Origin of the sequence: Aureivirga sp. CE67, from assembly GCF_015767245.1 — a bacterium.
Classification (GTDB): domain Bacteria; phylum Bacteroidota; class Bacteroidia; order Flavobacteriales; family Flavobacteriaceae; genus Aureivirga.
This window is the reverse complement of the sequence record NZ_JADOTV010000009.1, coordinates 136,239-159,743: the sequence shown is the minus strand read 5'-3', so window position 1 is coordinate 159,743 and position 23,505 is coordinate 136,239. Positions and strand designations below refer to the sequence as shown.

The window sequence follows — 23,505 nt, the reverse complement described above, 5'->3', positions numbered from 1 at the left end:
AATAATGAATTAAATTTGCTCAAGACTTCGGAGGTTTAGGATTATTTTTTGGTAGAAACAAAACTATAACCTTTTGAAGTCTTTTTTTATCTTATACAATTTTAATCGTGATAATGTTTAATAAAGAAAGATATAGTTATCTCTAAATATTATGAAATATTGTCTTCACAGGTAGATGAAGGGAACATTGAAAATATTTATAATAAACTGATTCAAAAAATAAATATCCTAAAGAAAATAAAAACTAAATCTACAACAAAAAACTTATTCTATAATAGACTTATTTCTGAATGTATATTTTGGGCATTATCAATTATTGAAGAAAACAACAATTCACTTGAAATAATAAATGAAAAATTCATTGCTGATTTAGTTATTTTTGTTAACAAAAATAAGGATTCTTTTAAAATGGATAGAAGTTCCTTTGCAAAAGAACTTCAGAAAAGATATACAGTTTTGGGTGATTATTTTGCAAAAAAACTAAATATATCATTTGATGATTATTTAATAACAACTTCAGAATTTAAAAAAGAAAATAAATTAAATAAAAATGTAAAAAATCCTGAACAAAAGGAAACAAGTTTTGATGATTTACGTATTAATAAACCTGAACCATCATCAATTACAATTGTTGATATATGTAGACAGATGGAGCGTCAACGATTTTTAATACGTCCTCCCTATCAGAGAGAAGAAGTTAAAAATAGAAATAAATCATCTGCAATAATTGAAAGTATTCTGCTTGGAATAAAATTACCTCCTATTTTTGTATATAAAAGAAAAGATGGTGTTTCTGAGGTATTAGATGGCCAACAAAGACTTTTATCTATATTAGGTTTCTTGAAAAAAGAATATCTAGATGAAAAAGGTAATAAACAAAAATCAAATAAACACGGATATTCATTAAGTTTAAATAATGGGATTTTAAATGATTTACATGGATGTAATGTTGATAAATTGACATCAGAACAGGTTAAGAAAATAAATAATTTTGACCTTTGGATTATTGAAATTAATAGTAGGTATAATAAAGATTTTGAACCAATAGACCTTTTTTTACGTTTAAATAGTAAGCCTTATCCTATTAAAGAAAACACATTTGAAATGTGGAATTCATATATAGATAAAGACATTATAGAATCTATAAAATCTACAATGTCTGATAATATTAATTGGTTTTATTTTAGGAAAAATAATAAAAGAATGGAAAATGAAAATATATACACTGCTTTTACTTATTTACAATACTACCAAGACAACTGTGATTCATTAGATTTCAAACCATTAGAATATTATAAAATTGGAGAGAAAATCAATTTTAGATTAAAATCAAAAACTGATGTTACAAAAATTCTTGAAGATGTTAAAAATAAAGAAAATTTAATCAAAGCATGTAATGACTTAAGTGAAGTATTCATATATAAGGTTAAATCAATTGTTGAAGATGATTCAGTTAATAGAATTGATGTTTTGAATAAAAACTTTGAGAAGATATGTAATGTATCTACATCAGGTAGAAGAACTCAGCAAAGTTTTTATGCTCTTTGGTTTTTTGTTTCTAAAATATCTATTCAATCAATAGAAAAGAATAAGATTTCAATTAGAGAAGACCTACATGCATTATTTCAATTAATGAATTTTGTTAAAAGTAAAGAATCATTCGAGAGAAAAATCAAATCATTTTGGAAGAAATATCAATAATAAAACTATGAAAAACACATTTCAAGAATATCAACCAATTGATGGGGAATTATTAAAACAGATTTGGCATAATTCTATTATTGTTTTTGATACTAATGTATTATTAAATTTATATAGGTATTCTACTAATACTTCAGATAATTTTCTTCAGATAATTTCAGAATTAAATGAAAGGGTATGGTTACCCTATCAAGTTGGACTTGAATTTAATAGAAATCGAATAGCTGTTATTAGTGATCAAAAAAAAAGTTATTCTGATTTCGAAAAGAAGATACATGAACTAATTAATGAAATTGAAAATAGAAATAGAAATCCTTTCTTTTCTGAATCGTTGACTACTAAAATAGTTGAAATAAAAATTGATTTAAATTTAGAGATCAAAAAGAAAAAAGAAACATATGATTTTAACCTTAAAACAGATTCGATATTAGATAAAGTTAATATAGCATTTAAAGACAAAGTTGGTCAGCCTTTTATTCCAGACGAATTATTAAAACTTCAAAAAGAAGGAGAAAAACGCTATAAAACTAAAATCCCTCCAGGTTATTGTGATATTAAAAAACCTGAAAATGAAAGATATGGTGATTTAATTCTTTGGAAAGAAATAATTGGAAAAGCTAAAGAATCAAATATTAATGTTTTGTTTGTATTAGATGACAGAAAAGAAGATTGGTGGTTTGAACATCAAGGAAAAACTATAGCTCCTAGACCAGAATTAATAAAAGAATTTCATACTGCAACTGGAAAAAATATTCATTTTTATAAACCATTTCAATTTTTAGAATATTCAAATCAATATCTTAAGAAAAAAATAGCTAATGATGTAATTGAAGAAGTTAAAAATTATAGACCTTCTATTCTGAAGAAAGAAGATATTAAACAAATCTATTTAACATTAAAAGGAGATTCTGATAATTTTAACATATTAACATCGGAAATGAAAAACAAAGGATATAGTATTGATACTGAGTCTAGTACTGATAATAAATTACATTTTATTAATGTTTTATTACCAAATATTCCTGATTTGGAGCGTCGATTTAATTCAAAATTTATTTCAAATATATCTAACTATAATATGATTTTATTAGAATCTAATAAAGACAAGTAAATCATCAGTTTATATGGACTACAAAATAAATACTACTTATGAATTAAAATCCATAGATTATTTAAGATTTGATCAATAGATTTTCTTTATGATTTTCACAATCTATTTTAAACTATTTCAAGTCTATCTTATGTAAACCCATTATAAACAACTCTAAAGAACCATTGAAATCTCAAAGGTCTTTTTTTTGAGAAAACTCAACTATCTAGTAGAAATTCTGCGAAAGAGATTGTAGTAAAAAGCTTTTGTTTTTGCAAAAATTAGTTTTTCTTTCAAAACGGAGGCGACCTTAGAAGCCCACGTATTTGTTAGAAAAACTTTTTTGGAAGAAGAAAACTTGAAACGAAAAGCTCGACCCTTTTTCTTCTTTTTTTTAGAAGAAAAAGGGATTCGCCCAAAATAAAAAAGCATCTCAAAATATTCGAGATGCTTTTACAAATTAATTATACTTGAAACTTATTTATTTTCTTATTTCACACATCAATCCTATAATTCAATTTAAAAGCAATTCCCCAATTTTTTCTGTGAAGACTTTCGTTATAATCATCTGAAATCACTAGATACACATAAGACAAAGGCTTGTATTCCCACTGTAATCGACTGTTGATATTGAAATTATCAAACTGTGTATTGTACTGCACATACGTTGTCCAATTCAGTCGATTTGTGAAGAATATTTCACTGATAAATCTTGCTAAATGAAATGTTTCTCTCCCTAATTCTTTTAAATCAATATCATTTTGTTCATAAAGCATTTGAAATCTTGCTAAAGGAAGCAATCTATATTGTGCATTTACATTAAATCTTGTTCTACTTCCATTATAATAACCTCCTATTCTAAATTCTCCTCCATATTGAAACTTACTTCTATCCGCAGAATCATATCCGATCGTAAGTCTAGTAAACTGGTAAGTTTCTGGAAGTATATAATTCCCATTTCCTAGAGGATCAAAAGCATATTTTAAATTGATATAATTATGACTTATTCCTCCATAAAGCGATGACATATTTTTAAAAACCACATCATTATTTATGTTTGTTGAAGACTGCGAAAGAACTCCTTGATCATCCCAATAAGTACTATTATAAATATTGAAATATCGATGACTATCTATAATTTTAGAATCTTTCGGGAAGCGACGAAGACTAAATCTTCCAATTGCCTGCGTATAACCTTCTCTAATAGTTTCTTCAGTTATTGCATCATAATTATACAAACGAGGAACAAAACCAACATCCGTAATATAGTTTTTCTCCACTTTTTTGATAGAAGCTCGCCAATTCATTTTCAAATTATTATTCCAAATTGCTAGATTATAAAAGTTATTTTGTCCTGAAATATCATTTGTAAAACTATGTGCTGCATTTGCCAAACCAATCCATTTGTTATTTTTTGAATTATAATTCAGATTCACCCCTCCTACTCGATTGTAATTATCTAAAAATGTAAATCCATCCGTTTCTTGTCGGTTTACTAAAAATCCTGTTGCAGTGAAATTACTTGAAAGTTGTTGTTGCAAGACCAAAACTCCATAATTCTGCGCTGGAATATCTTCTTCTTTTTTAGTCGAAGCATTTAAAACTCCTAATCGTGTATTTTTAGAAACATTTCCTGATAATTTTAAACCAAATAACATATCTGCTTCTGCTCCTATTCGTCTTGAATAAAAAGGATTTACATTTCCAACTCCTAAGTTATTAAACAAATCACTGTTTTCTAGAAAGAAATTTCTTCGCTCTGGAAAAAACAATGAAAATCGACTTAAATTCGTTACTTGTCTATCTACTTCTACTTGTGAAAAATCTGGATTTATCGTTGCATCTAATTTTAAAGAAGAAGTCACATTATATTGTACATCCACACTTGGTTTAAGTTTCGTTTCTTTTGTATTTTCTTCCAAATCTTCTTGATGATTTGCAGTTAATGATGGCGTAATTGCAAATTTTGAAGCTTTACTTTTACTCAAATTCTCTACCTTATAAGCTTTGGATTGATTCAAATCAAATTGTCTAAAATTTCTATTAATTGGTGTATTTGTTGTCCATTCGTTTAGTTTTATATTTCGTGTATGAAATAACATTCCCCAAGTCGAATTTCCTTCTTCATAAGCAAGTGCTTTTAGTGGAATTTCGATTTCATAAATTTTCAGTTTTCCTTTTGTAGAAGTTCTCGCATTCCAAACTGTGTTCCAACTTGTATTAATTCGAAATCCTCCTCCTCTTCTTGAAACTAAAGCATCAATCAAGGCATCTCCCATATTTACAATAAAAAAATATCCTGATTGTTGTTGGTTATAAGTATCGATCAAAAGTGCAAAAGAATCACTTCTTCCTCCCGAATTATTGATATCATCTCGCTTCAAAGAACCAATTCTCACTTCTTCCATCGGATCTTCATATACAGCACTGATATAAAGATTTTTTCCGTTATGAAATAATTTTACTTCTGTATTATTTTCTGCTTTATCTCCATTATTCGGAATGTAATTAAAGAAATCATTTTCAGCAGGCAATGTCTTCCATATTTCTTCATTCAATTTTCCATCCAATTTTATTTCTGCTTCTCTATAATTTATATTTCCTGTCTGTGCTTGTGCTTTACAAAACAGCAGAACTGGAAGAAACAACAGCATAATCTTTTTCATCTTTTAGTATTTCTATGGTTATTATTTTCGTTTTTGTTATTCTTAGTTACGGTGGCTGAGCGGAGTCGAAGCCCCTTTCTTGAATTCGACAGCTTTTCTGGTGTGTATTTTTAACTTGTCACTTATTTATCTTTATGTGTTTACACACCCCTAGCCCCTCTCGAGAGGGGAATTTGTTTTTTGCTTCAATGAGAATCCGATTTCGGCTCCGCTCAATCTCCGAGGTTTGGCACGGTGGCTGAGCGGAGTCGAAGCCCCATCTTCATCACATCGACAAAACTATTATTTCAGCACACTGCTAAATAAAAAAGTAGACAAAACAGCTTTATTGAAGTATGGAAAGTTGGTTTTCTTAGAAAAGGAATTTTGTCTACGAAAAGAAGTTGTAGAACTACAGTAAGTTGCATTTTATCTACTATTCTTCGAGGTTTGGTTTAAAATTGTAATTTAGCGGACTTATGAATCAACTAAAAAAAATAGGAAGCTTTTTTAATATTCCAGTGGTGAAACATATCATGTTTTGGATTGTAATATTTCTGTATTTTTTCCTTACTTCAGACCTAAAATATTTCAGCGGATATCCTGAATTAATCGAATCACGAATTATTATAATTTTTGTAGAAATTGTCGCTGCATATACTTTTCTACTTTTTCTGATTCCAAAATATTTGGCTCCAAAAAAGAATCTAAAGTTTATTCTAGGTTCATTGATGGCAATTTTCTTGGTTTTTGCACTTTTTATTTTCATTCATGAGTTTTATTTTCAACCAAAATTGGAGAGACTTGAGGGAAAAACAGAAAAGTATGAATCTTTAAAAAACTTTTTAAATAATGTAACGAGTTGGCGTATATTCATTGGAAAATCTATCAAATTTATGATGCCGACAGTTCTTTTGGTTATCTACAAATTTTATAAAGACCAGCAAAAATTATTACAAATCAATGAGCAGAAGAAAACTACAGAGCTAAACACATTGAAACAGCAATTAAATCCACATTTTTTGTTTAATACTTTGAATAATTTATATGCGCTGACAATCAAAAAATCCGATCAGGCACCAGAAGTTATCGCGAAACTTTCCGAGATTTTGGATTATATGCTTTATGGTTGTAATGATAAATATGTTTGGCTTTCTAAAGAGTTGGAATTGATTGAAAATTATCTGGCTTTGGAGAAAGTTCGATATGGCGAGCGTGTCTCTATCGAGTTTGTGCAAAATGTAGAAAAAGAAATAAAAATAGCTCCTTTGATTTTGCTAACTTTTATTGAAAATGCTTTTAAACACGGAGTTTCGCAGGAATTAAACAAAGCTTTTATTCGTATTAATATTTCTGTAAAAGACGATTGTGTTTATTTTACTATTGAAAATTCTGTTGCGAAAAATAAAGTAGCTTCTGAGAAGAAAAGTATCGGAATTTCAAATGTAAAAAAGCAATTAGAATTATTGTATCAAGAGGATTATAATTTAGAAATTGAAGAAAATAAAGAGAATTTTAGAGTAGAATTAAAATTGTGTGAGAAATGAAATATAAATGTTTGATTATTGACGATGAAGCTTTGGCAAGAGAATTATTAGAAACACATTTGTCGCAATTAGATGATTTTGAATTGATAGCTTCTTGTGCGAGCGCTATTGAGGCAAGTAGAATATTGCAAGAAAACACCATTGATTTATTGTTTTTGGATATCGAAATGCCTGTTTTGAAAGGTACGGAATTCTTCAAGAATTTATTGAACAAACCCGAAGCAATTTTCACGACTGCTTATAGAGATTATGCCGTAGAAGGTTTTGATTTGAATGCTGTAGATTATATTTTGAAACCGATTACTTTTCAGCGATTCTTTAGAGGAATTGAAAAGTTTAGAAAAATAAAAAGAGAGCTTGTTCCTATTCCTGTTTTGGAAACAAAAACGGAAACGAAAACCGATTTTATTTATATCCGAAAAGACAGAAAGCATGTAAAAGTGTTTTTGGACACGATTTTATATGTAGAAAGTCTGAAAGATTATATTAAAATTCATACGAACACAGAAACGCATCTGACGAAGTTTAGTATTTCTTCTTTTGAAAAAAATCTAGATCAACGCTTTATAAGAATTCATCGTTCGTATATTATCAATAAAGAAAAAATCACGGCTTATACAAAAAATGATATCGAAATCGGAAAATTTGAAATTCCTATCGGAGATAATTACCGTGAAAATGTTGGGTTGTTTTAGAGTTTTATATAAATATTATAAATCAAGATAAAAACTCTCTTCTAAACCAATAAACTATCACCCTAATATACAACACATAACCGTAACACCATATCAAGTTCCCCTCTTGAGAGGGGTTAGGGGTGTGTTAATTATAACAAGCAACTGAAGGGAACCGAATCCCGTTACATTCCCATTTTCCTTCATTACATTTCTGTTTTACCTCATTACATTTCCGTTTTTCTCCATTACATTTCCATTTTTCCTCATTACATTTCCATTTTTCCCCGTTACATTTCCGTTTTCCCTCATTACATTTCCATTTTTCCCCTTTACATTTCTGTTTTTCCCCTTTACATTTCCATTTTTCCTCGTTACATTTCCGTTTTTCTACGTTACATTTCTGTTTTTCTACGTTACATTTCTATTTTTCCACGTTACAATTCCGTTTTTCCACATTACATTCCCGTTTTTCTCCTTTACATTTCCGCTTCCCCTCGTTACATTTACATTTTAAAACAATGATTTTCAACACTTTAAAACACAGCTCTCATAACTCATATCAATCATCGTAAATAATAAAACTACTTTTTTCTAATTTTTATAATCAAAAAGCTTTAAAAACTATTTTTTTTATGTTAAAATAGTAATTTTATCAAAAAAACAAATAGGCTACTTAATCAAAAACAATGGCTTTTACAATAATAACTGAAAACGACATATCACAATGGAATGATGAAACAGGAAGTATATATCATTTTCCAAAAAAATATTTAAAACATCTTCAACCTGGTACAAAAATCATTTATTACAAAGGTAGAATTAAAGATAATTCTTATTTAAAATCAAGACTTTCAAAAGACCCTCATTATTTTGGTTTTGGTGAAATAGGAAACATATGGAAAGATGGTAACAATGAAAAGAACTATTTTGCTGAAATTATAAATTATATTCCTTTTACAAAAGCTGTTAGTTTTAAAGTTGAAAACGGTTCATATATTGAGATAATTCCCCAAAATAAAAAATCAAATTATTGGAGAGATGGAGTGCGATCGACATCTAAAGAAGTATATCACAAAATAATTTCTCTTGCTGAAAACAATTACTTTACTGATGAAGATTGTTTAAATTTAGTTGAGGAAAATATTTTAAAACCCTATCCCAAAGGAATAAAAAAAATATCTGAATCAAAAATAAACACAGGTAATTACAATATAAATTTGAAGTCAATTGGTGATAAAGGTGAGAATCATGTATTAAATTATCTTAAAAAAAACTTGACATCAAATGAAAAAAAAACTCTCAAATGGCATGCTAATATTGGTGAAACACCTGGTTATGATATTTCTTTCTATAATAACAATAGTGAATTAATCGCTATTGAAGTAAAATCTACAACAGGTAAAGTTTTTAAAAACTTTATAATGACTATAAATGAAATAAATGCAGCAAAAAAAATTAAAGAAAATTATTTTATATATCTAGTATCTGATTGTATGAGTAAATCTCCAAAGCTTAACATTCTTAAAAACCCAACTATTGATAATAATTTCAATTTTGAACCTGTAAGTTTTAATGTTTCTCTTCATACAGATTCTTAATATTATAAAATTTCTATATAAGTAAGGTTCTATTTTTCAATAAAAAATCATAAATAATCCAATTGTATTAATATATGATGGTGATAAAAACGGATAATAAAATCAATAATTACAATAATAATTTTATTCTAATTTAAAAGTATTTTATTTATATATTTAGCTTTTTTGAAAATTTCTATATTAAATAACATTAAAAATAAAACTATGAAAAAACTTCTTTTAATATTAATAATCATTTTTTGTTCTTGTTCGTCAGGGAAAGAATACGTTATGCCATTTAGGAATTTAGGATATTCTGGAGAAAGACTCTTTCCTATTCAGAGCAGTGAATCAAATAATATAATTCGAATTTGGGTAAACAATGGTTCTTCAATAGATCGAATAATTACGGTATCAAATGATAGTATTTTTAATGAACAATCTGAACTGGTTGAAATAGGATTAACAAAAAAAGGAAAGAGAAAGTTTTTCAATCAAGAACGAAAAAAACCTTTGAATGGTGTTGCAAATTTTTTTAAAACAATGGATTCTTTAAACCTTTTTCAATATAAATCCCAAGAAAATTTCAAATTCACTCATCATCAACCTTTCTCTTTATATGTAGTGGAGCAAAAAAAGAATGGAAAATATAACCAATTCTATTTCTATACTAAATTCCCATATAGCAATGAAAAAGAAACTAAATTCACCTTCCTTGAAAAATTTATAATGAATGAATTTCAGTGGGAATTCAAATAAACCACTAATTCCATTATTTTTTTGGCTTAGGGATAGGAGCAATTGTCTGAGCTCTTTTTTGGCTTTTCTGCCAAAAAAAGCGAGTGCGGATAGCCCGACCTTTTTTCTGGAGTGAAGTGTTAACGAAGCGGAAGGAAAAAGGGAAGCTCCAAATATCCCTTTCTTTTAATGGACATTATCACGTTTAAAATCTTATAAGGGAATTTTGTTTCATCCAAAACACACCCCTAGCCCCTCTCAAGAGGGGAAATTGACAACTTGTATATCTTTATACAAAATCAAACTTGATAATGTTTAATAATCAATTTTTTCTAAAATTATGAATAATAGTCTAGAGGTTACTTTAGAACTATAATTCTACTTAGAAATCCTTATTTTTGCGAAGAACCAAAACTCCAAAAATGAAGTTTCAGATCAACAATACTTTTACGGACGCATTACCAAGCGATCCGATTGTAGAAAATACCAGACGACAAGTGCGTCAGGCTTGTTATTCTTTTGGTAACCAAGAGTAAAAAACTTCATAATTTTAAAACAAACACTAAACCCTTTATTGTTTTCGTCACATATTTCATAAATATTTGTGACATATTTGTCACAAATTCTCATTAAATTTGTGACAACTTTAATAGTCAAATATGCAAAGTGTAGAAGATAAAATAGAAAAGAGCATTAAAGCAAAGCCAAAAGGAAGTTTATTTTTCCCAAATGATTTCCAATCATTTGGATCTGATGAAGCTATTCGAAAAGCATTACAAAGGTTAAAAGAAAAAGAAATTATCAAATCTGTAGCTCATGGAATATATGTACGCCCAATAGTAGATGAATTTATTGGAGAAGTGATGCCTACAGCAGAAGAGGTTGTAAAAGCAATTGCTAGAAGAGATAAGATAAAATTAATTCCAACAGGAACTTATTCACTTCATGCCCTTGGATTAAGTACACAAATTCCACTAAACTTGGTTTTTTTGACTGATGGTGCAGCGAGAGTAATTAAAATTGGGAAAAGAACAATTAAATTAAAAAATACTACTCCAAAAAATTTATTAGCAAAAGGAGCTATTAGTGGATTGGTCATACAAGCTTTAAAAGAAATAGGAAAAAAACAAGTTACTGAAGATGAAGAAAAACAATTCATATCTTTATTGAAAAAAGAGAACTCTAAAATATTAAAACACGATATGAGTTTGGCTCCACAATGGATAAAAAAGATTTTTAAAAAAGCAGTAGATGAATAGATTTTATAATATCCCTGAAAATAGTAAAAAACGTATTTACCAAAATGTTAGTGTGCAACACAATTTACCAGCGTATGCTATTGAAAAAGATTGGTGGGTTGTACAAACATTAACACTATTATTTCAAACAGAAATTGGAAATCATTTAGTTTTTAAAGGTGGAACTTCTTTAAGTAAATCTTGGGGTTTAATTGAACGATTCTCTGAAGATATTGATTTAGCTGTGGATAGAACATTTTTTGGTTTTTCAGGAGATTTGGGTAAAAAACAAATTACTAAGTTAAGAAAAGCTGCTAATCATTATATCACATCAAACTTACTTGAAGAACTAAAAAATCTTTTCAATTCAAATGGATTAACCGATGTAAAATTAGAATTAGAAACTATAACTTCTAGTGATCAAGATCCTGTTATAATTGGAGTTTACTACCCTTCTATCGTTAAATCTCCCGGATATATTCGACCTCGTGTTCAAATTGAAATTGGTTGTCGATCTTTACAAGAGCCTTTTGATAAAACAGCTATTTTATCATTAGTGGATGACGTTTTTCATAATAAAGAATTCACACAAGAAGCGATTAAAATACCTTCAGTATTACCTGAAAGAACTTTTTTAGAAAAAATCTTTTTATTACATGAAGAATTTCAAAAACCAAAAGAAAAAATTAGAGTAGATCGCTTGAGTAGACATTTATATGATATTTACCAAATTATTCATACTCCTCATGCTATGAATGCAATTCAAAATAAGAACTTATATGAAACTATTGTTAATCATAGAAAACGTTTTACAAAAATAAGCGGTATTGATTACAATTTACATCAACCAAAAACACTCTCTTTTTTACCACCACCAGTTATACTAGAAGCTTGGGAAAAAGATTATAAAACAATGCAAGAACAAATGATTTATGGAGACTCTCCTAACTTCAAACTATTATTAAAACAACTTTCAACTTTTCAAGAAAAAATATATCAATTAGATTTTCAGATCAATTTATTATGAAAAAATAGCTTTCAAAAGGGAATTTTATTTCACACTTTACTTTCTACGGAAATCCTTATTTTTGCGAAGAACCAAAACTCCAAAAATGAAGTTTCAGATCAACAATACTTTTACGGACGTATTACCAAGCGATCCGATTGTAGAAAATACCAGACGACAAGTGCGTCAGGCTTGTTATTCTTTTGTGGAACCAACTAAAACGAAAGCTCCACTCCTATTACATCATTCTAAAGAAGTTGCCGAATTATTAGGAATTTCGGAGGAAGAAACCCAGTCAGAAGAATTCTTGAATATATTTACAGGAAATGCACTTATCCCAGATTCAAAACCTTATGCAATGTGCTATGGAGGACATCAGTTTGGACATTGGGCTGGACAATTAGGAGACGGAAGAGCAATCAATTTGGCAGAAGTAGAACACAAAAACAAACGCTGGACATTACAATTGAAAGGTGCTGGAGCAACACCATATTCGAGAACCGCAGATGGTCTTGCTGTGTTGAGATCTTCTATTCGAGAGTATTTGTGTAGTGAAGCAATGTTTCATTTAGGTGTACCGACTACAAGAGCTTTGTCTTTGGCACTTTCTGGTGACGAAGTTATGCGAGATATGTTCTACAACGGCAATGCAGCTTATGAAAAAGGTGCAATTGTATGTCGTGTAGCTCCTTCTTTTTTACGATTTGGGAGTTATGAGATTTTCGCTTCAAGAGGAGAAACAGAAACTTTGAAGAAATTGGTGGATTATACCATTCAAGAGTTTTATCCGCAACTTACTTGTGATAAGGAAGGTTATATTCAATTATTAAAAGAAGTGAGTGCGAAAACCTTGGACATGGTGATTCATTGGCAACGCGTTGGTTTTGTACATGGTGTGATGAACACAGATAATATGTCGATTCTTGGATTGACAATTGATTATGGTCCTTATGGTTGGTTAGAACCTTTTGAGAGAGGCTGGACACCAAACACTACAGATGCAGAACATAAACGTTATCAGTTTGGAGATCAGGCTCAGATTACGCTTTGGAATTTGGTAAAATTGGCAAATGCTTTATATCCACTTATTGAAGATGCTGCACCTTTAGAAGAAATATTAAATGCTTATCAAGAACAGTATTTTGATAAATATATAGAGATGATGAATGCAAAATTGGGTCTAGAAAAAACACTAGAAAATGATTTTGCCTTAATCCAACAATTAGAAAATGTCTTAGAACTGACAGAAACTGATATGACTATTTTCTTTAGACATTTGAGTGACATTTCTAAAAATAAAAACATGGAAGAAGATACTTCTGGGGAATTTTTAGCGCCTTTTAAAGATGCTTTTTATAAACCAGAGGAACTTAAAGGAGAAATTCTAACAGCTTGGAAAGATTGGTTTGGTATGTATTTAAACCGATTAGAAAAAGAGACTTTAACAGACAAAGAACGAAAAGAAAAAATGGATGCTGTAAATCCTAAATATGTGTTGCGAAACTATATGGCTCAATTGGCTATCGAAGCAGCAGATAAAGGAGATTATAGCATCATAAACGAATTAGCAGAACTTCTAAAAAAACCTTATGACACTCAAAAAAGTGCAGAAAAATGGTTTGCAAAACGTCCAGAATGGGCAAGAGTAAAACCTGGTTGTTCAATGCTTTCTTGTAGTTCGTAGTGGGCTTCGGCTTCGCTCAGCCACCGTGTGATAATTCGGAGATTGAGGCTCTCGAAATCGGGCTTTCTTTGAGAACGGAAAATGATTGGGCTTCGGCTTCGCTCAGCCACCGGATTGGGAGTCCTGCCGAAAGTGATGTGGCTTCGAGTACCTCAGCCACCGTGTGATAATTAACACACCCCTAGCCCCTCTCAAGAGGGGAACTGATTATTGGGAGTGAAGAGAGTATATCTTTAACCTTTTAAAAGAGGGGAATTTTATTTTATTTATAAAACAGACAAATTTGAAATTCGAATACCAAAATATAGATTTACCTGTAAAAGACGTAATTCCTGAGATTCAGCAGAAATTACAGGAATCCAATACTTTAATTGTGAAAGCACCTCCTGGGGCTGGAAAAAGTACTTTATTGCCTTTAGCTTTATTAAACGAACCTTGGTTGGAAGGCAAGAAAATATTGATGTTGGAACCAAGAAGATTGGCTGCGAAAACGATTGCAAATCGTATGGCGGATTTATTGGGAGAAAAAGCTGGAGAAACTGTTGGATATCGAATTCGATTTGAAAGTAAAGTTGGACCAAATACTAAAATTGAAGTATTGACGGAAGGAATCTTAACTAGAATGATTCATGAAGATAATGCTTTGGAAAATGTAGGATTGGTCATTTTTGATGAATTTCATGAGCGAAGTATTCATGCGGATGTTGCGATGGCGCTTTGTAGAGAATCACAAGCAATTTTGAGAGACGATTTAAGAGTTTTGGTAATGTCTGCAACGATGGATATGCCAGAACTTTCGAAGATGTTGAACTCTCCTATTGTGGAAAGTAAAGGTCGACAATATCCTGTGGAAATTCACTATACAGGAGAAAGTGATATGCGACTTTTACCAGAACTTACTTCCAAAGTGATTAAAGATGTTATAAAAAATCATGAAGGAGATATTTTGGTTTTTCTTCCAGGACAAGGAGAAATCAGAAAATGTGAAGATATTTTAAAACAAAGTTTGAAAGATATCATGATTCATCCTTTGTATGGTCAGCTTCCTGCAAAGCAACAATTCTCTGCAATTGTTCCTAATAAAAACGGTAAACGAAAAGTAGTTTTAGCAACCAATATTGCAGAAACAAGTTTGACTATTCAAGGAGTAAAAGTAGTAATCGATTCTGGTTTTGAGCGAACAGCAAAATTTAATCCAAATACAGGATTATCACGTTTGGAGACCATTCAAATTGCAAAAGATTCAGCAGATCAGCGAGCGGGAAGAGCGGGAAGACTGAGTGCTGGAACTTGTTATCGAATGTGGTCTATTGCAACACAATCTAGATTGGATGAACAAAGAAGACCAGAAATTGAAGATGCTGATTTGACTTCTTTAGTTTTGGACATGGCACAGTGGGGAATTGTAAATGCCGAAGATTTATCTTGGGTTACACCTCCACCAAAAGGACATATTGCACAAGCTTCGGAACTTCTACATGAATTGGAAGCTTTGGAACAGAATAAAATTACGGAGCATGGAAAAGAATTACATCGTTTGCCGACGCATCCTCGTATTGCGCATATGTTGATTAAAGCAAAAGAAAACAAACAGCTTGCTTTGGCAACCGACATCGCTCCTCTTTTGGAAGAAAGAGATCCGCTTTCGGCAGAAGTTGGGATAAATATCAATCTGAGAATTGAAGCTTTGAGACGATTTAGAAGCGAAAAGATTGGAGGAAAACGTTTGGTTCGTATTGAGAAAATTGCAGCACAATATCGAAACATGCTGAACATTCCTGTTGATAATTCTACATTTGATGATTATGAAACTGGAATTTTATTAGCTTATGCTTATCCAGAAAGAATTGCTTGTGCTAGACCTGGAAATAATGCACAATTTCAAATGGCGAATGGAAAGTCTGCAACCGCAGGACATCGTGATGATTTGGCACATGAATCTTGGTTGGCAATTGCACATGTAAACGACCGACATGGTGTTGGGAAAATATTTATGGCTTCTCCTTTAAATCCGAGAGATTTAATGCCTTTAGTTAAAACCAAAGAAATCATTACTTGGAATACGAAAAAAGGAGGATTAATCGCTACGGAAGATTTACGAATTGGAAGTATTGTTTTGAAAAGTACGCCAATTGCAGATGCGGATGAAGATTTGGTATTAGAAGCAATTACAAATGCGATTAAAAAAGAAGGAGCACATTTATTGGATTGGAATGAAGATGTGGAGCAATGGCAAAATAAGGTTTTATCTTTAAGAAAATGGAATCCAGAAGCTGGTTTTCCAGATGTGCATACGAAAACTTTATTGGAAACAAATGGAGAATGGTTAGCTCCGTATTTGAGAGATATTAATAAACCAGAAGATTTAAAGAAAATTAATCTGAAAGAGGTTTTAGAATATAGTTTAGAACCAGAATTGCAATCGAAATTAAAAACACTGACTCCAAGTAGAATTGAAGTTCCGAGTGGTTCGTTTATCAAAATAAAATATCAAGCAAATGGTAGTGAACCTGTTTTAGCAGTACGTTTGCAAGAATGTTTTGGAATGAAAGAAACTCCTACTGTAAACAATGGAAAAATAAATGTTTTAATGCATTTACTTTCTCCAGGTTTTAAAATTGTACAGATTACTTCAGATATTAAAAGTTTTTGGGATAATGCTTATTTTGAGGTTCGAAAAGATTTAAGAATGCGCTATAAAAAACATTTTTGGCCAGAAAAACCTTGGGAAGAAGAAGCGATTAAAGGAAGTATGAAGCGTAGGGAGAGGAAGTAGATTGGGAATAAATTAATGAAAGACCTTTGTGTAATCATTGGTCTTTTTTATTTTCGAAAAATATTAAAAATAAAATTGTTAAAAAATAACTATGAAATTTAAAATTACAAAAGGTTTAAGTCTAATATCCATTGGAATGAGTGATATTGGAAGTTATTTTAGTTATAAAGCTCCACTTTCTTTTTCTTGGTATGATTGTGCAGGGTCTTTGGCTAAATATTTATGTATTTTTCCTGATAAAAATAATTTTAGAGAAACTGTTAGGAATAAAATACAAATGAATTTAAACAAGGATTTTACAAATGATAAAGATTCTCTTTTTGAATTATTAGAACCTATTTTGTCCCTTTTTGAAAATGGTGAATATTCTTTAAGTTTTTGTAATTCTGAAAATAGACAATTCTTTTATTATAGAACCTCTTTTGATAATTTCGAAAAAAAACACTTGAAATCATTTTATATAGAATTTGCAATAGAAAAAGATGAAAACTTTAAACCAGATAAAAATCTAAGAATCGATAGTTATACTTATAATTATTATGATTTGAATTCAATTTGTTTTATAGCTACAGAACCAAAATCAAATATAAATTGGGATCGAGTAAAATATTTTGAAGAAGAAATTAAAAAAGGAAAAAGACCTTTTGCTATTATCTTTTCTTCTGATTTTATATCAAAAACTTCTGAAGCAGATTGGATTTCAGAATATTTTATTTTAGATGGACATCATAAATTAATTGCTTATTCCAATTTAAAAATTTATCCAGCAATAGCTTTAATAACTAAAATAAACAACTCTGAATTTGATTTAAAATTTGATTTTGAGGCTTTAAAAAAACGTTTATATCCAAGTCAAAGTAATCATGTTTTTGAAAATTGGGAAGAAAAAGATTTTTATAAAAATGGAATTAGAATTTCTGAAGAAGAATAAGCATTAACACATTTGAAATCTTATAAGAGAATTTTGTTTAATTTAAAACACACACCTAGCCTCTCTCAAGAGGGGAACTTGTCAATCTTCATAACTTTATACTAAATTAGACGTGAAAATATTTACTTAAAAAGTATTTTTCAAATATGTTAACCTATTCGTTATATAATTAAAATACTAGAATAAATTACACTAAAACTTAAAACTATAAAAATGACTGTTAAAGAATTTATCTTAAAATTTGAAGAGGATGTTCATATTAAAAATAAAACTTATAATGAATATGAAAAATGGCATACTAAGTTTTATAATAAAACGCTTCAATATCATACATCGGTAAAAGAATCTTATTTTATGCAAATGAATGCTATCATTGATAAAGCAGAATATAAATTTAGCAACAATAAAGAACTATTACCATTTACTTATTTAGGGTTATTTAATGAAAAAGACCAAGCAGCATTTGACCAATTAATTCAAAAACTTATTTCAAACATAAAAAAAATAGATACAAATCATCAAATGGAGGAAATTCTAAATTTCATCTGTTGGCTTATGGATTTTATTCTACATGAGTTTTACCCTGAAGGTGAATTATTGAAATCTATAAAAAAGTTAAAATTAGAAATTATTAAATCTAAAAAATTAGACTTAAATCACACAAGATGTCAAGTGATTCGGTTTATTGATTTGATGAGAGAAGAATAAACATCATCAGGTTTAAAATCTTATAAGAGAATTTTGTTTAATTAAAAACACACCCCTAGCCCCTCTCGAGAGGGGAATTTGTCAATCTTCATAACTTTATACTAAATTAAACATGATAATATCTAATTATGTAAATTTTGATTTCTTTTCGCATTATAAATACTTTTCAAAAATCCTTATCAAATCTACAAACCATAAAGTGTGTAAACATATTTATCATACCTGCTGGATGAACTTAAATTAATTACACTCTAAAACAAAATTACAAATTACAATGCATAACAACTTTAAATAACAATATAATTACATATATTTGAAAAAAATTCATAAAAAACGATTAATTCTTAAATCGTTTTTTCTTTCAAATAAACGTTAAATAAAAATGCACATTATGAAAAAAAGTATCTTTTTTTTATTTTTTCTATGGGTAACTACAGCTATCCATGCACAAGAACCTTTTATTACTACTTGGGAAGTTCAAGATGGAAGTTTAGATATACGTATTAAAACATCTTCTTATGCTTCAGATATTTATAATTACACCATAGATTTTGGTGACGGAACAATTTTAACAAATGTTACTGATCAAGTCGATCATACTTATGCGCAAGCAGGGATTTATTCAGTTAGCATCACTGGAGATTTTCCAAGGATTTTAGTCTCTAATACATCTTCTACCAATAGACTAAAAATAAAAAGTGTAGAACAATGGGGAGATATACAATGGAAATCAATGGAAGACGCTTTTTCAGGTTGTAGTAATTTAGTTATTAATGCTTCAGATGCGCCTGATTTAACAGAAGTTACAAGTTTAAAAGCGATGTTTCGTGGTGCAAGTAGTATTAATCAATCTATAGATCATTGGGATGTATCAAACATAACCACAATGAAAGAGATGTTTAAGAGAGCATATTCATTTAATCAACCACTTAATAATTGGGATGTCTCGAATGTAGAAGATATGGATAGTATGTTTTATCGTGCTACAAGTTTTAATCAACCTTTAAACAACTGGGTCACTAGTAATCTTAATAATATAACTGAAATATTCTATGAAGCAGAGGCATTTAATCAACCAATTAATAATTGGGACGTCTCAAATGTAACTTCTATGAGAAGAGCGTTTTATGAAGCAATAGATTTTAATCAGTCATTAAATAATTGGGATGTTTCAAATGTAGTTGACATGAGTAAAATGTTTTATTATGCAACCAGTTTTAATGGAGAAATAAGTGATTGGGATATTTCGAATTTAGAAAATATCAGTAGTATGTTTCATCATGCTTCTAGTTTTAATGGAGCTATAAATGATTGGGATGTTTCTAATTTAACTTCTTTAACTTCTCTATTTGAGGAGGCGGCTTCATTTAACCAACCTTTAAATGATTGGGATGTTTCAAATGTAGAAGATATGAATAATTTATTTAATTATGCTATAAGTTTTAATCAACCACTTAATAATTGGGATGTATCGAGTGTTATTACAATGGGAGGAGTTTTTTCAAATGCAAAAAATTTCAACCAACCACTTGATAACTGGGATGTTTCATCAGTTACTTCTACAATAAGTATGTTTAAAGGAGCAACAGATTTTAATCAACCTCTAAATAACTGGAATACTAGTAGCCTTATTCATTTAGGTCACATGTTTGAAGAAGCAAATTCATTTAATCAACCACTTGATAACTGGGATGTTTCAAATGTAGATAATTTGAGTTATTTATTTATGAATGCTATTAGTTTTAATGGTTCTATAAATAACTGGGATGTATCCAATGTAACTGCTTTGTATAGTTTATTTGAAGGAGCAAGTTCCTTTAACCAACCACTTGATAACTGGGATGTATCTAATGTGGAACAAATGGGACATTTATTTAAAGGAGCCTCTTCATTTAATCAGTCCATAAACAACTGGAATACATCTAGCTTAAAATATTTAAATTTAACATTTAAAGAAGCTACCTCATTTAACCAACCATTAAATAACTGGGATGTTTCTAATGTGACACATATGTTAAGTTTATTTAATGAAGCATCTTCATTTAATCAACCACTAGATAATTGGGATACATCAAATGTTATCAATATGTCAGATATGTTTAATGAAGCATCTGAATTTAATCAGCCATTGAATAATTGGAATGTATCAAGCACAATCTATATGGAACGAATGTTTGAACGTGCATTTGCATTTAATCAGCCTTTAAATAATTGGAATGTATCCCAAGTAAAGAAAATGACCCATATGTTTGATTATGCAAAATTATTTAATCAACCATTAGATAATTGGGATACATCAAATGTAACCCATTTTACAGGGATGTTTTATAATGCACGTGCTTTTAATCAAGATATAAGCACTTGGAACATTTCAAATGCTACTTATATGAATTCAATGTTTAAAAATACATTCGCATTTAATCAAGATCTATCTAGTTGGCAATTTAATGATGGCTTATATTTAAGCGTTTTTTTAGATCGTTCAGGTCTAGATATTCAAAATTATGATGCGCTTTTATCTCAATTTTTAAATCTAGAATTAGAATCAGTAACCTTAGGAGCTCTTAATGTTGAATATTGCAATCAAGATGTTGTAGATTCTTTAATCAATGATTACGGTTGGGTAATCACTCATACATTATCAGAGGAGTGTAATAATGTATTTGGAACTGTATCTTATGATCAAAATGCTAATGGTTGTGATACAGAAGATATTGACCTTAGTTCTATTTTTATAAACGCAAGTAATAATGATATAAGCTACTCAAATTTAATAAAAGATGGAAACTATGATATCTCTGTAAGTAATACATCTTTAACTGTATCTGTAAACAATTTACCATCGTATTTCACAGTCGATCCACCATCAGCAGAAGTAACATTTAGCGATTCTTCAAGTGAGGAAATTAATTTCTGTCTTACTGCAAACCAACAAGTAAATGACTTAAATATTTTACTATTACCAATTGAGGAAGCTAGACCAGGATTTGAGGCGGATTATAAATTAATTATTGAAAATATTGGAACAGAATCTATTGATGATATTACGGCTAATTTAACTTTTGATGATACAATGCAATCCTTTGTTTCAGCAACTCCTGCAGAAACAAACATTACCGCAAATAGTATCGATTTTCAGATAGGAAGTCTTGTTCCTTTTGAAAAACATGAAATTGATATTGTAATGCAAACTTTTACACCTCCAACAGTAAATGGAGATGACATCTTAAGTTTTACAGCTACAGTTCAGCCAGAAGAAAATGATTATACTCCAAATGATAATACTTACCAATTAGATCAAATTGTAGTGAATGCATATGATCCAAATGACAAACAAGTATTACAAGGAAGTTCAATTGATGTTAGCGAAGTAGACAACTATTTAGATTACATTATTAGATTTCAAAATACAGGATCTGCAAGTGCAATTAATGTATCCATAAAGGAAAACTTACATCCAAATTTAGATTGGAGTACTTTAAAAATAACAAGTGCTAGTCATGATTTTAAAGTAGAAATAAAGAATGGAAATGAAATGGAGTATATTTTCGATAATATATACTTACCACATGAAGCTGCAGATGAACCAAATAGTCATGGCTACATAGCATATAAAATAAAACCAAAATCAGATATTGAAATAGGAGATATCATGAGTGGTGACGCAAGTATTTATTTTGATTTCAATCTACCAATAATAACAAACACTGTTTCAACAGAAGTTACACTCCCATCAAATGCGAAAAATTTAGTTGCAGGAGACATTGCATTTATTGGTTACAATACAGATTCAAGCAATTCAACAAATGATAATTTCACATTTATCGTGTTGGCAGATATCCCAGGAAATGAAGTTATTTATTTTACAGAAGAAGGATGGGATAATCTTAATAATACATGGACAGGAACAGACGAAGGACACATTACTTATACTGTACCAGCTGAAGGGTTATCTTGTGGTAGTGTTATCATGTTTAATGAATCTTCTCCAAATAATTTCTCTGTTACTAATGGAGGAACAGCTACGCTTTCTTCAGGATCTGACTGGTCTTTAGAAGATGGAGACCAAGTATTAGTATATCAAGCAGCTACTTCTAGACCGACTACAGCAATAAATTTTATTTCAGGAATTCATGGAGATGACGGAGCTGGTACACCTAACTCATTAGATCCAAATACTTTTTGGAATTCTGCTTCATTAGCACCATTAAGTGCTGCTCACTCTGAACTACCTACTGGTTTAACAAATGCAACTGACTGTATTTCTCTTTTCCCTGTTGTTGGAACTGAAATGAACAATGCTAAATATACTGGAACTCTTAGTGGAACATCTACATTTATTAGGGGTGAAATAAATAATCATTTAAATTGGGAATTTAATGATTCAACAGCCTTTGACATTAGTCCTTCTCAATATTCACCTTCTATAATATGTGCACCACTTTGTATAGAACCTGATGTACCAACGATAACAGCTAACTCAAGTGCAATTTGTACTGGAGATAGTGTAACTCTAACTATTTCAGGTAACCTAAATGATGCTACAGCTTGGCACATTTATACTGGTTCTTGTGGAGAAACGCTTGTAGGAACAACTACTGATTCGAGCATAACAGTAACACCGACAGAAACTTCGACTATTTATTATATAAGAGGTGAAGGAGGTTGTACGACACCAAGTTCTTGTGAAACTATTACAATAACTACATCACAAATAGACGATGCTTCATTTGCTTACAATACTTCTAGTTTTTGTGCTGAAGATGCAGATCCATCACCAACTATTTCTGGTTTAACTGGAGGAACATTCTCTAGTTCTACAGGATTAGCTTTAGATACGGACACTGGTGCTATTGATCTTTCTGAAAGTACATCTGGTACCTACTCTATCACATACACAACTAATGGAAATTGTACAAATAGTTCTAGTGTAGAAGTTACTATTAACGAATTAGATGATGCTACATTTGCTTACAATACTTCTAGTTTTTGTGTTGAAGATGCAGATCCATCACCAACAATTTCTGGTTTAACTGGAGGAACATTTTCTAGTACTACAGGAATAGCTTTAGATACAGATACTGGTGCTATTGATCTTTCTGAAAGTACGCCTGGTACCTACTCTATCACATACACAACTAATGGAAATTGTACAAATAGTTCTAGTGTTGAAATTACTATTAACGA

At 29.9% G+C, this 23,505-nt stretch carries 15 protein-coding genes; 14 read left to right on the top strand and 1 reads right to left on the bottom strand.

Features of this window, described 5'->3' with window-relative positions:
- Window positions 1–159: 159 nt before the first annotated feature.
- Together I0K12_RS12405 and I0K12_RS12400 are read left to right on the top strand one after the other, a co-directional pair.
- Window positions 160–1,701 carry a DUF262 domain-containing protein gene (locus I0K12_RS12405; RefSeq protein WP_196888437.1) on the top strand — a complete coding sequence of 514 codons (1,542 nt, stop codon included), beginning with the start codon at window positions 160–162 and terminating at the stop codon, window positions 1,699–1,701.
- A gap of 7 nt (window positions 1,702–1,708) precedes the next feature.
- Window positions 1,709–2,812 (top strand): PIN-like domain-containing protein, encoded by a 1,104-nt coding sequence (locus I0K12_RS12400; RefSeq protein WP_196888436.1) that lies wholly within the window; start codon window positions 1,709–1,711, stop codon window positions 2,810–2,812.
- A 473-nt stretch (window positions 2,813–3,285) separates the two neighbouring features.
- Here I0K12_RS12400 and I0K12_RS12395 read toward each other — a convergent pair whose 3' ends face one another.
- Window positions 3,286–5,457, bottom strand: a complete 2,172-nt coding sequence (locus tag I0K12_RS12395) for a DUF5916 domain-containing protein (RefSeq protein WP_196888435.1) — start codon at window positions 5,455–5,457, stop codon at window positions 3,286–3,288.
- A 458-nt stretch (window positions 5,458–5,915) separates the two neighbouring features.
- Between I0K12_RS12395 and I0K12_RS12390 the strand changes: the two genes are divergently transcribed.
- From I0K12_RS12390 to I0K12_RS12335, 12 genes are all read left to right on the top strand, one after another.
- Window positions 5,916–6,983, top strand: a complete 1,068-nt coding sequence (locus I0K12_RS12390; RefSeq protein WP_196888434.1) for a sensor histidine kinase — start codon at window positions 5,916–5,918, stop codon at window positions 6,981–6,983.
- Entirely contained in the window at window positions 6,980–7,678 is a 699-nt protein-coding gene (locus tag I0K12_RS12385) for a LytR/AlgR family response regulator transcription factor (RefSeq protein ID WP_196888433.1), read from the top strand. Before I0K12_RS12390 ends, I0K12_RS12385 begins: the two co-directional genes overlap by 4 nt.
- Window positions 7,679–8,346: 668 nt before the next feature.
- Window positions 8,347–9,258, top strand: a complete 912-nt coding sequence (locus tag I0K12_RS12380; protein ID WP_196888432.1) for a DUF3883 domain-containing protein — start codon at window positions 8,347–8,349, stop codon at window positions 9,256–9,258.
- A gap of 204 nt (window positions 9,259–9,462) precedes the next feature.
- Window positions 9,463–9,996, top strand: coding sequence for a hypothetical protein (locus I0K12_RS12375; RefSeq protein WP_196888431.1), 534 nt, complete (start codon window positions 9,463–9,465; stop codon window positions 9,994–9,996).
- A 377-nt stretch (window positions 9,997–10,373) separates the two neighbouring features.
- Window positions 10,374–10,511 (top strand): hypothetical protein, encoded by a 138-nt coding sequence (locus I0K12_RS12370; RefSeq protein WP_196888430.1) that lies wholly within the window; start codon window positions 10,374–10,376, stop codon window positions 10,509–10,511.
- Between the two features lie 123 nt (window positions 10,512–10,634).
- Window positions 10,635–11,234, top strand: coding sequence for a DUF6088 family protein (locus tag I0K12_RS12365; protein ID WP_196888429.1), 600 nt, complete (start codon window positions 10,635–10,637; stop codon window positions 11,232–11,234).
- The gene (locus I0K12_RS12360; RefSeq protein ID WP_196888428.1) at window positions 11,227–12,240 is read left to right on the top strand and encodes a nucleotidyl transferase AbiEii/AbiGii toxin family protein; all 1,014 of its coding nucleotides are present in this window, start codon (window positions 11,227–11,229) and stop codon (window positions 12,238–12,240) included. Before I0K12_RS12365 ends, I0K12_RS12360 begins: the two co-directional genes overlap by 8 nt.
- Before the next feature lie 85 nt (window positions 12,241–12,325).
- The gene (locus tag I0K12_RS12355; RefSeq protein ID WP_196888427.1) at window positions 12,326–13,903 is read left to right on the top strand and encodes a protein adenylyltransferase SelO; all 1,578 of its coding nucleotides are present in this window, start codon (window positions 12,326–12,328) and stop codon (window positions 13,901–13,903) included.
- 283 nt (window positions 13,904–14,186) lie between these two features.
- A complete protein-coding gene (hrpB, locus tag I0K12_RS12350) occupies window positions 14,187–16,679 on the top strand; it encodes an ATP-dependent helicase HrpB (RefSeq protein ID WP_196888426.1) in 2,493 nt (830 codons plus the stop codon).
- A 91-nt stretch (window positions 16,680–16,770) separates the two neighbouring features.
- Window positions 16,771–17,610, top strand: coding sequence for a hypothetical protein (locus tag I0K12_RS12345; RefSeq protein WP_196888425.1), 840 nt, complete (start codon window positions 16,771–16,773; stop codon window positions 17,608–17,610).
- A gap of 213 nt (window positions 17,611–17,823) precedes the next feature.
- On the top strand, window positions 17,824–18,318 hold the full coding sequence (locus I0K12_RS12340) for a hypothetical protein (protein ID WP_196888424.1): 495 nt from the start codon (window positions 17,824–17,826) through the stop codon (window positions 18,316–18,318).
- Between the two features lie 391 nt (window positions 18,319–18,709).
- A partial coding sequence (locus I0K12_RS12335) for a BspA family leucine-rich repeat surface protein (protein WP_196888423.1) occupies window positions 18,710–23,505 on the top strand: 4,796 nt, incomplete at its 3' end.

Coding starts and splice junctions, on each gene's coding strand:
- I0K12_RS12375 (WP_196888431.1), top strand. CDS start 9,463: ATGAAAAAACTTCTTTTAATATTAATAATCATTTTTTGTTCTTGTTCG.
- I0K12_RS12380 (WP_196888432.1), top strand. CDS start 8,347: ATGGCTTTTACAATAATAACTGAAAACGACATATCACAATGGAATGAT.
- I0K12_RS12390 (WP_196888434.1), top strand. CDS start 5,916: ATGAATCAACTAAAAAAAATAGGAAGCTTTTTTAATATTCCAGTGGTG.
- I0K12_RS12385 (WP_196888433.1), top strand. CDS start 6,980: ATGAAATATAAATGTTTGATTATTGACGATGAAGCTTTGGCAAGAGAA.
- I0K12_RS12355 (WP_196888427.1), top strand. CDS start 12,326: ATGAAGTTTCAGATCAACAATACTTTTACGGACGTATTACCAAGCGAT.
- I0K12_RS12360 (WP_196888428.1), top strand. CDS start 11,227: ATGAATAGATTTTATAATATCCCTGAAAATAGTAAAAAACGTATTTAC.
- I0K12_RS12395 (WP_196888435.1), bottom strand. CDS start 5,457: ATGAAAAAGATTATGCTGTTGTTTCTTCCAGTTCTGCTGTTTTGTAAA.
- I0K12_RS12365 (WP_196888429.1), top strand. CDS start 10,635: ATGCAAAGTGTAGAAGATAAAATAGAAAAGAGCATTAAAGCAAAGCCA.
- I0K12_RS12340 (WP_196888424.1), top strand. CDS start 17,824: ATGACTGTTAAAGAATTTATCTTAAAATTTGAAGAGGATGTTCATATT.
- I0K12_RS12400 (WP_196888436.1), top strand. CDS start 1,709: ATGAAAAACACATTTCAAGAATATCAACCAATTGATGGGGAATTATTA.
- I0K12_RS12345 (WP_196888425.1), top strand. CDS start 16,771: ATGAAATTTAAAATTACAAAAGGTTTAAGTCTAATATCCATTGGAATG.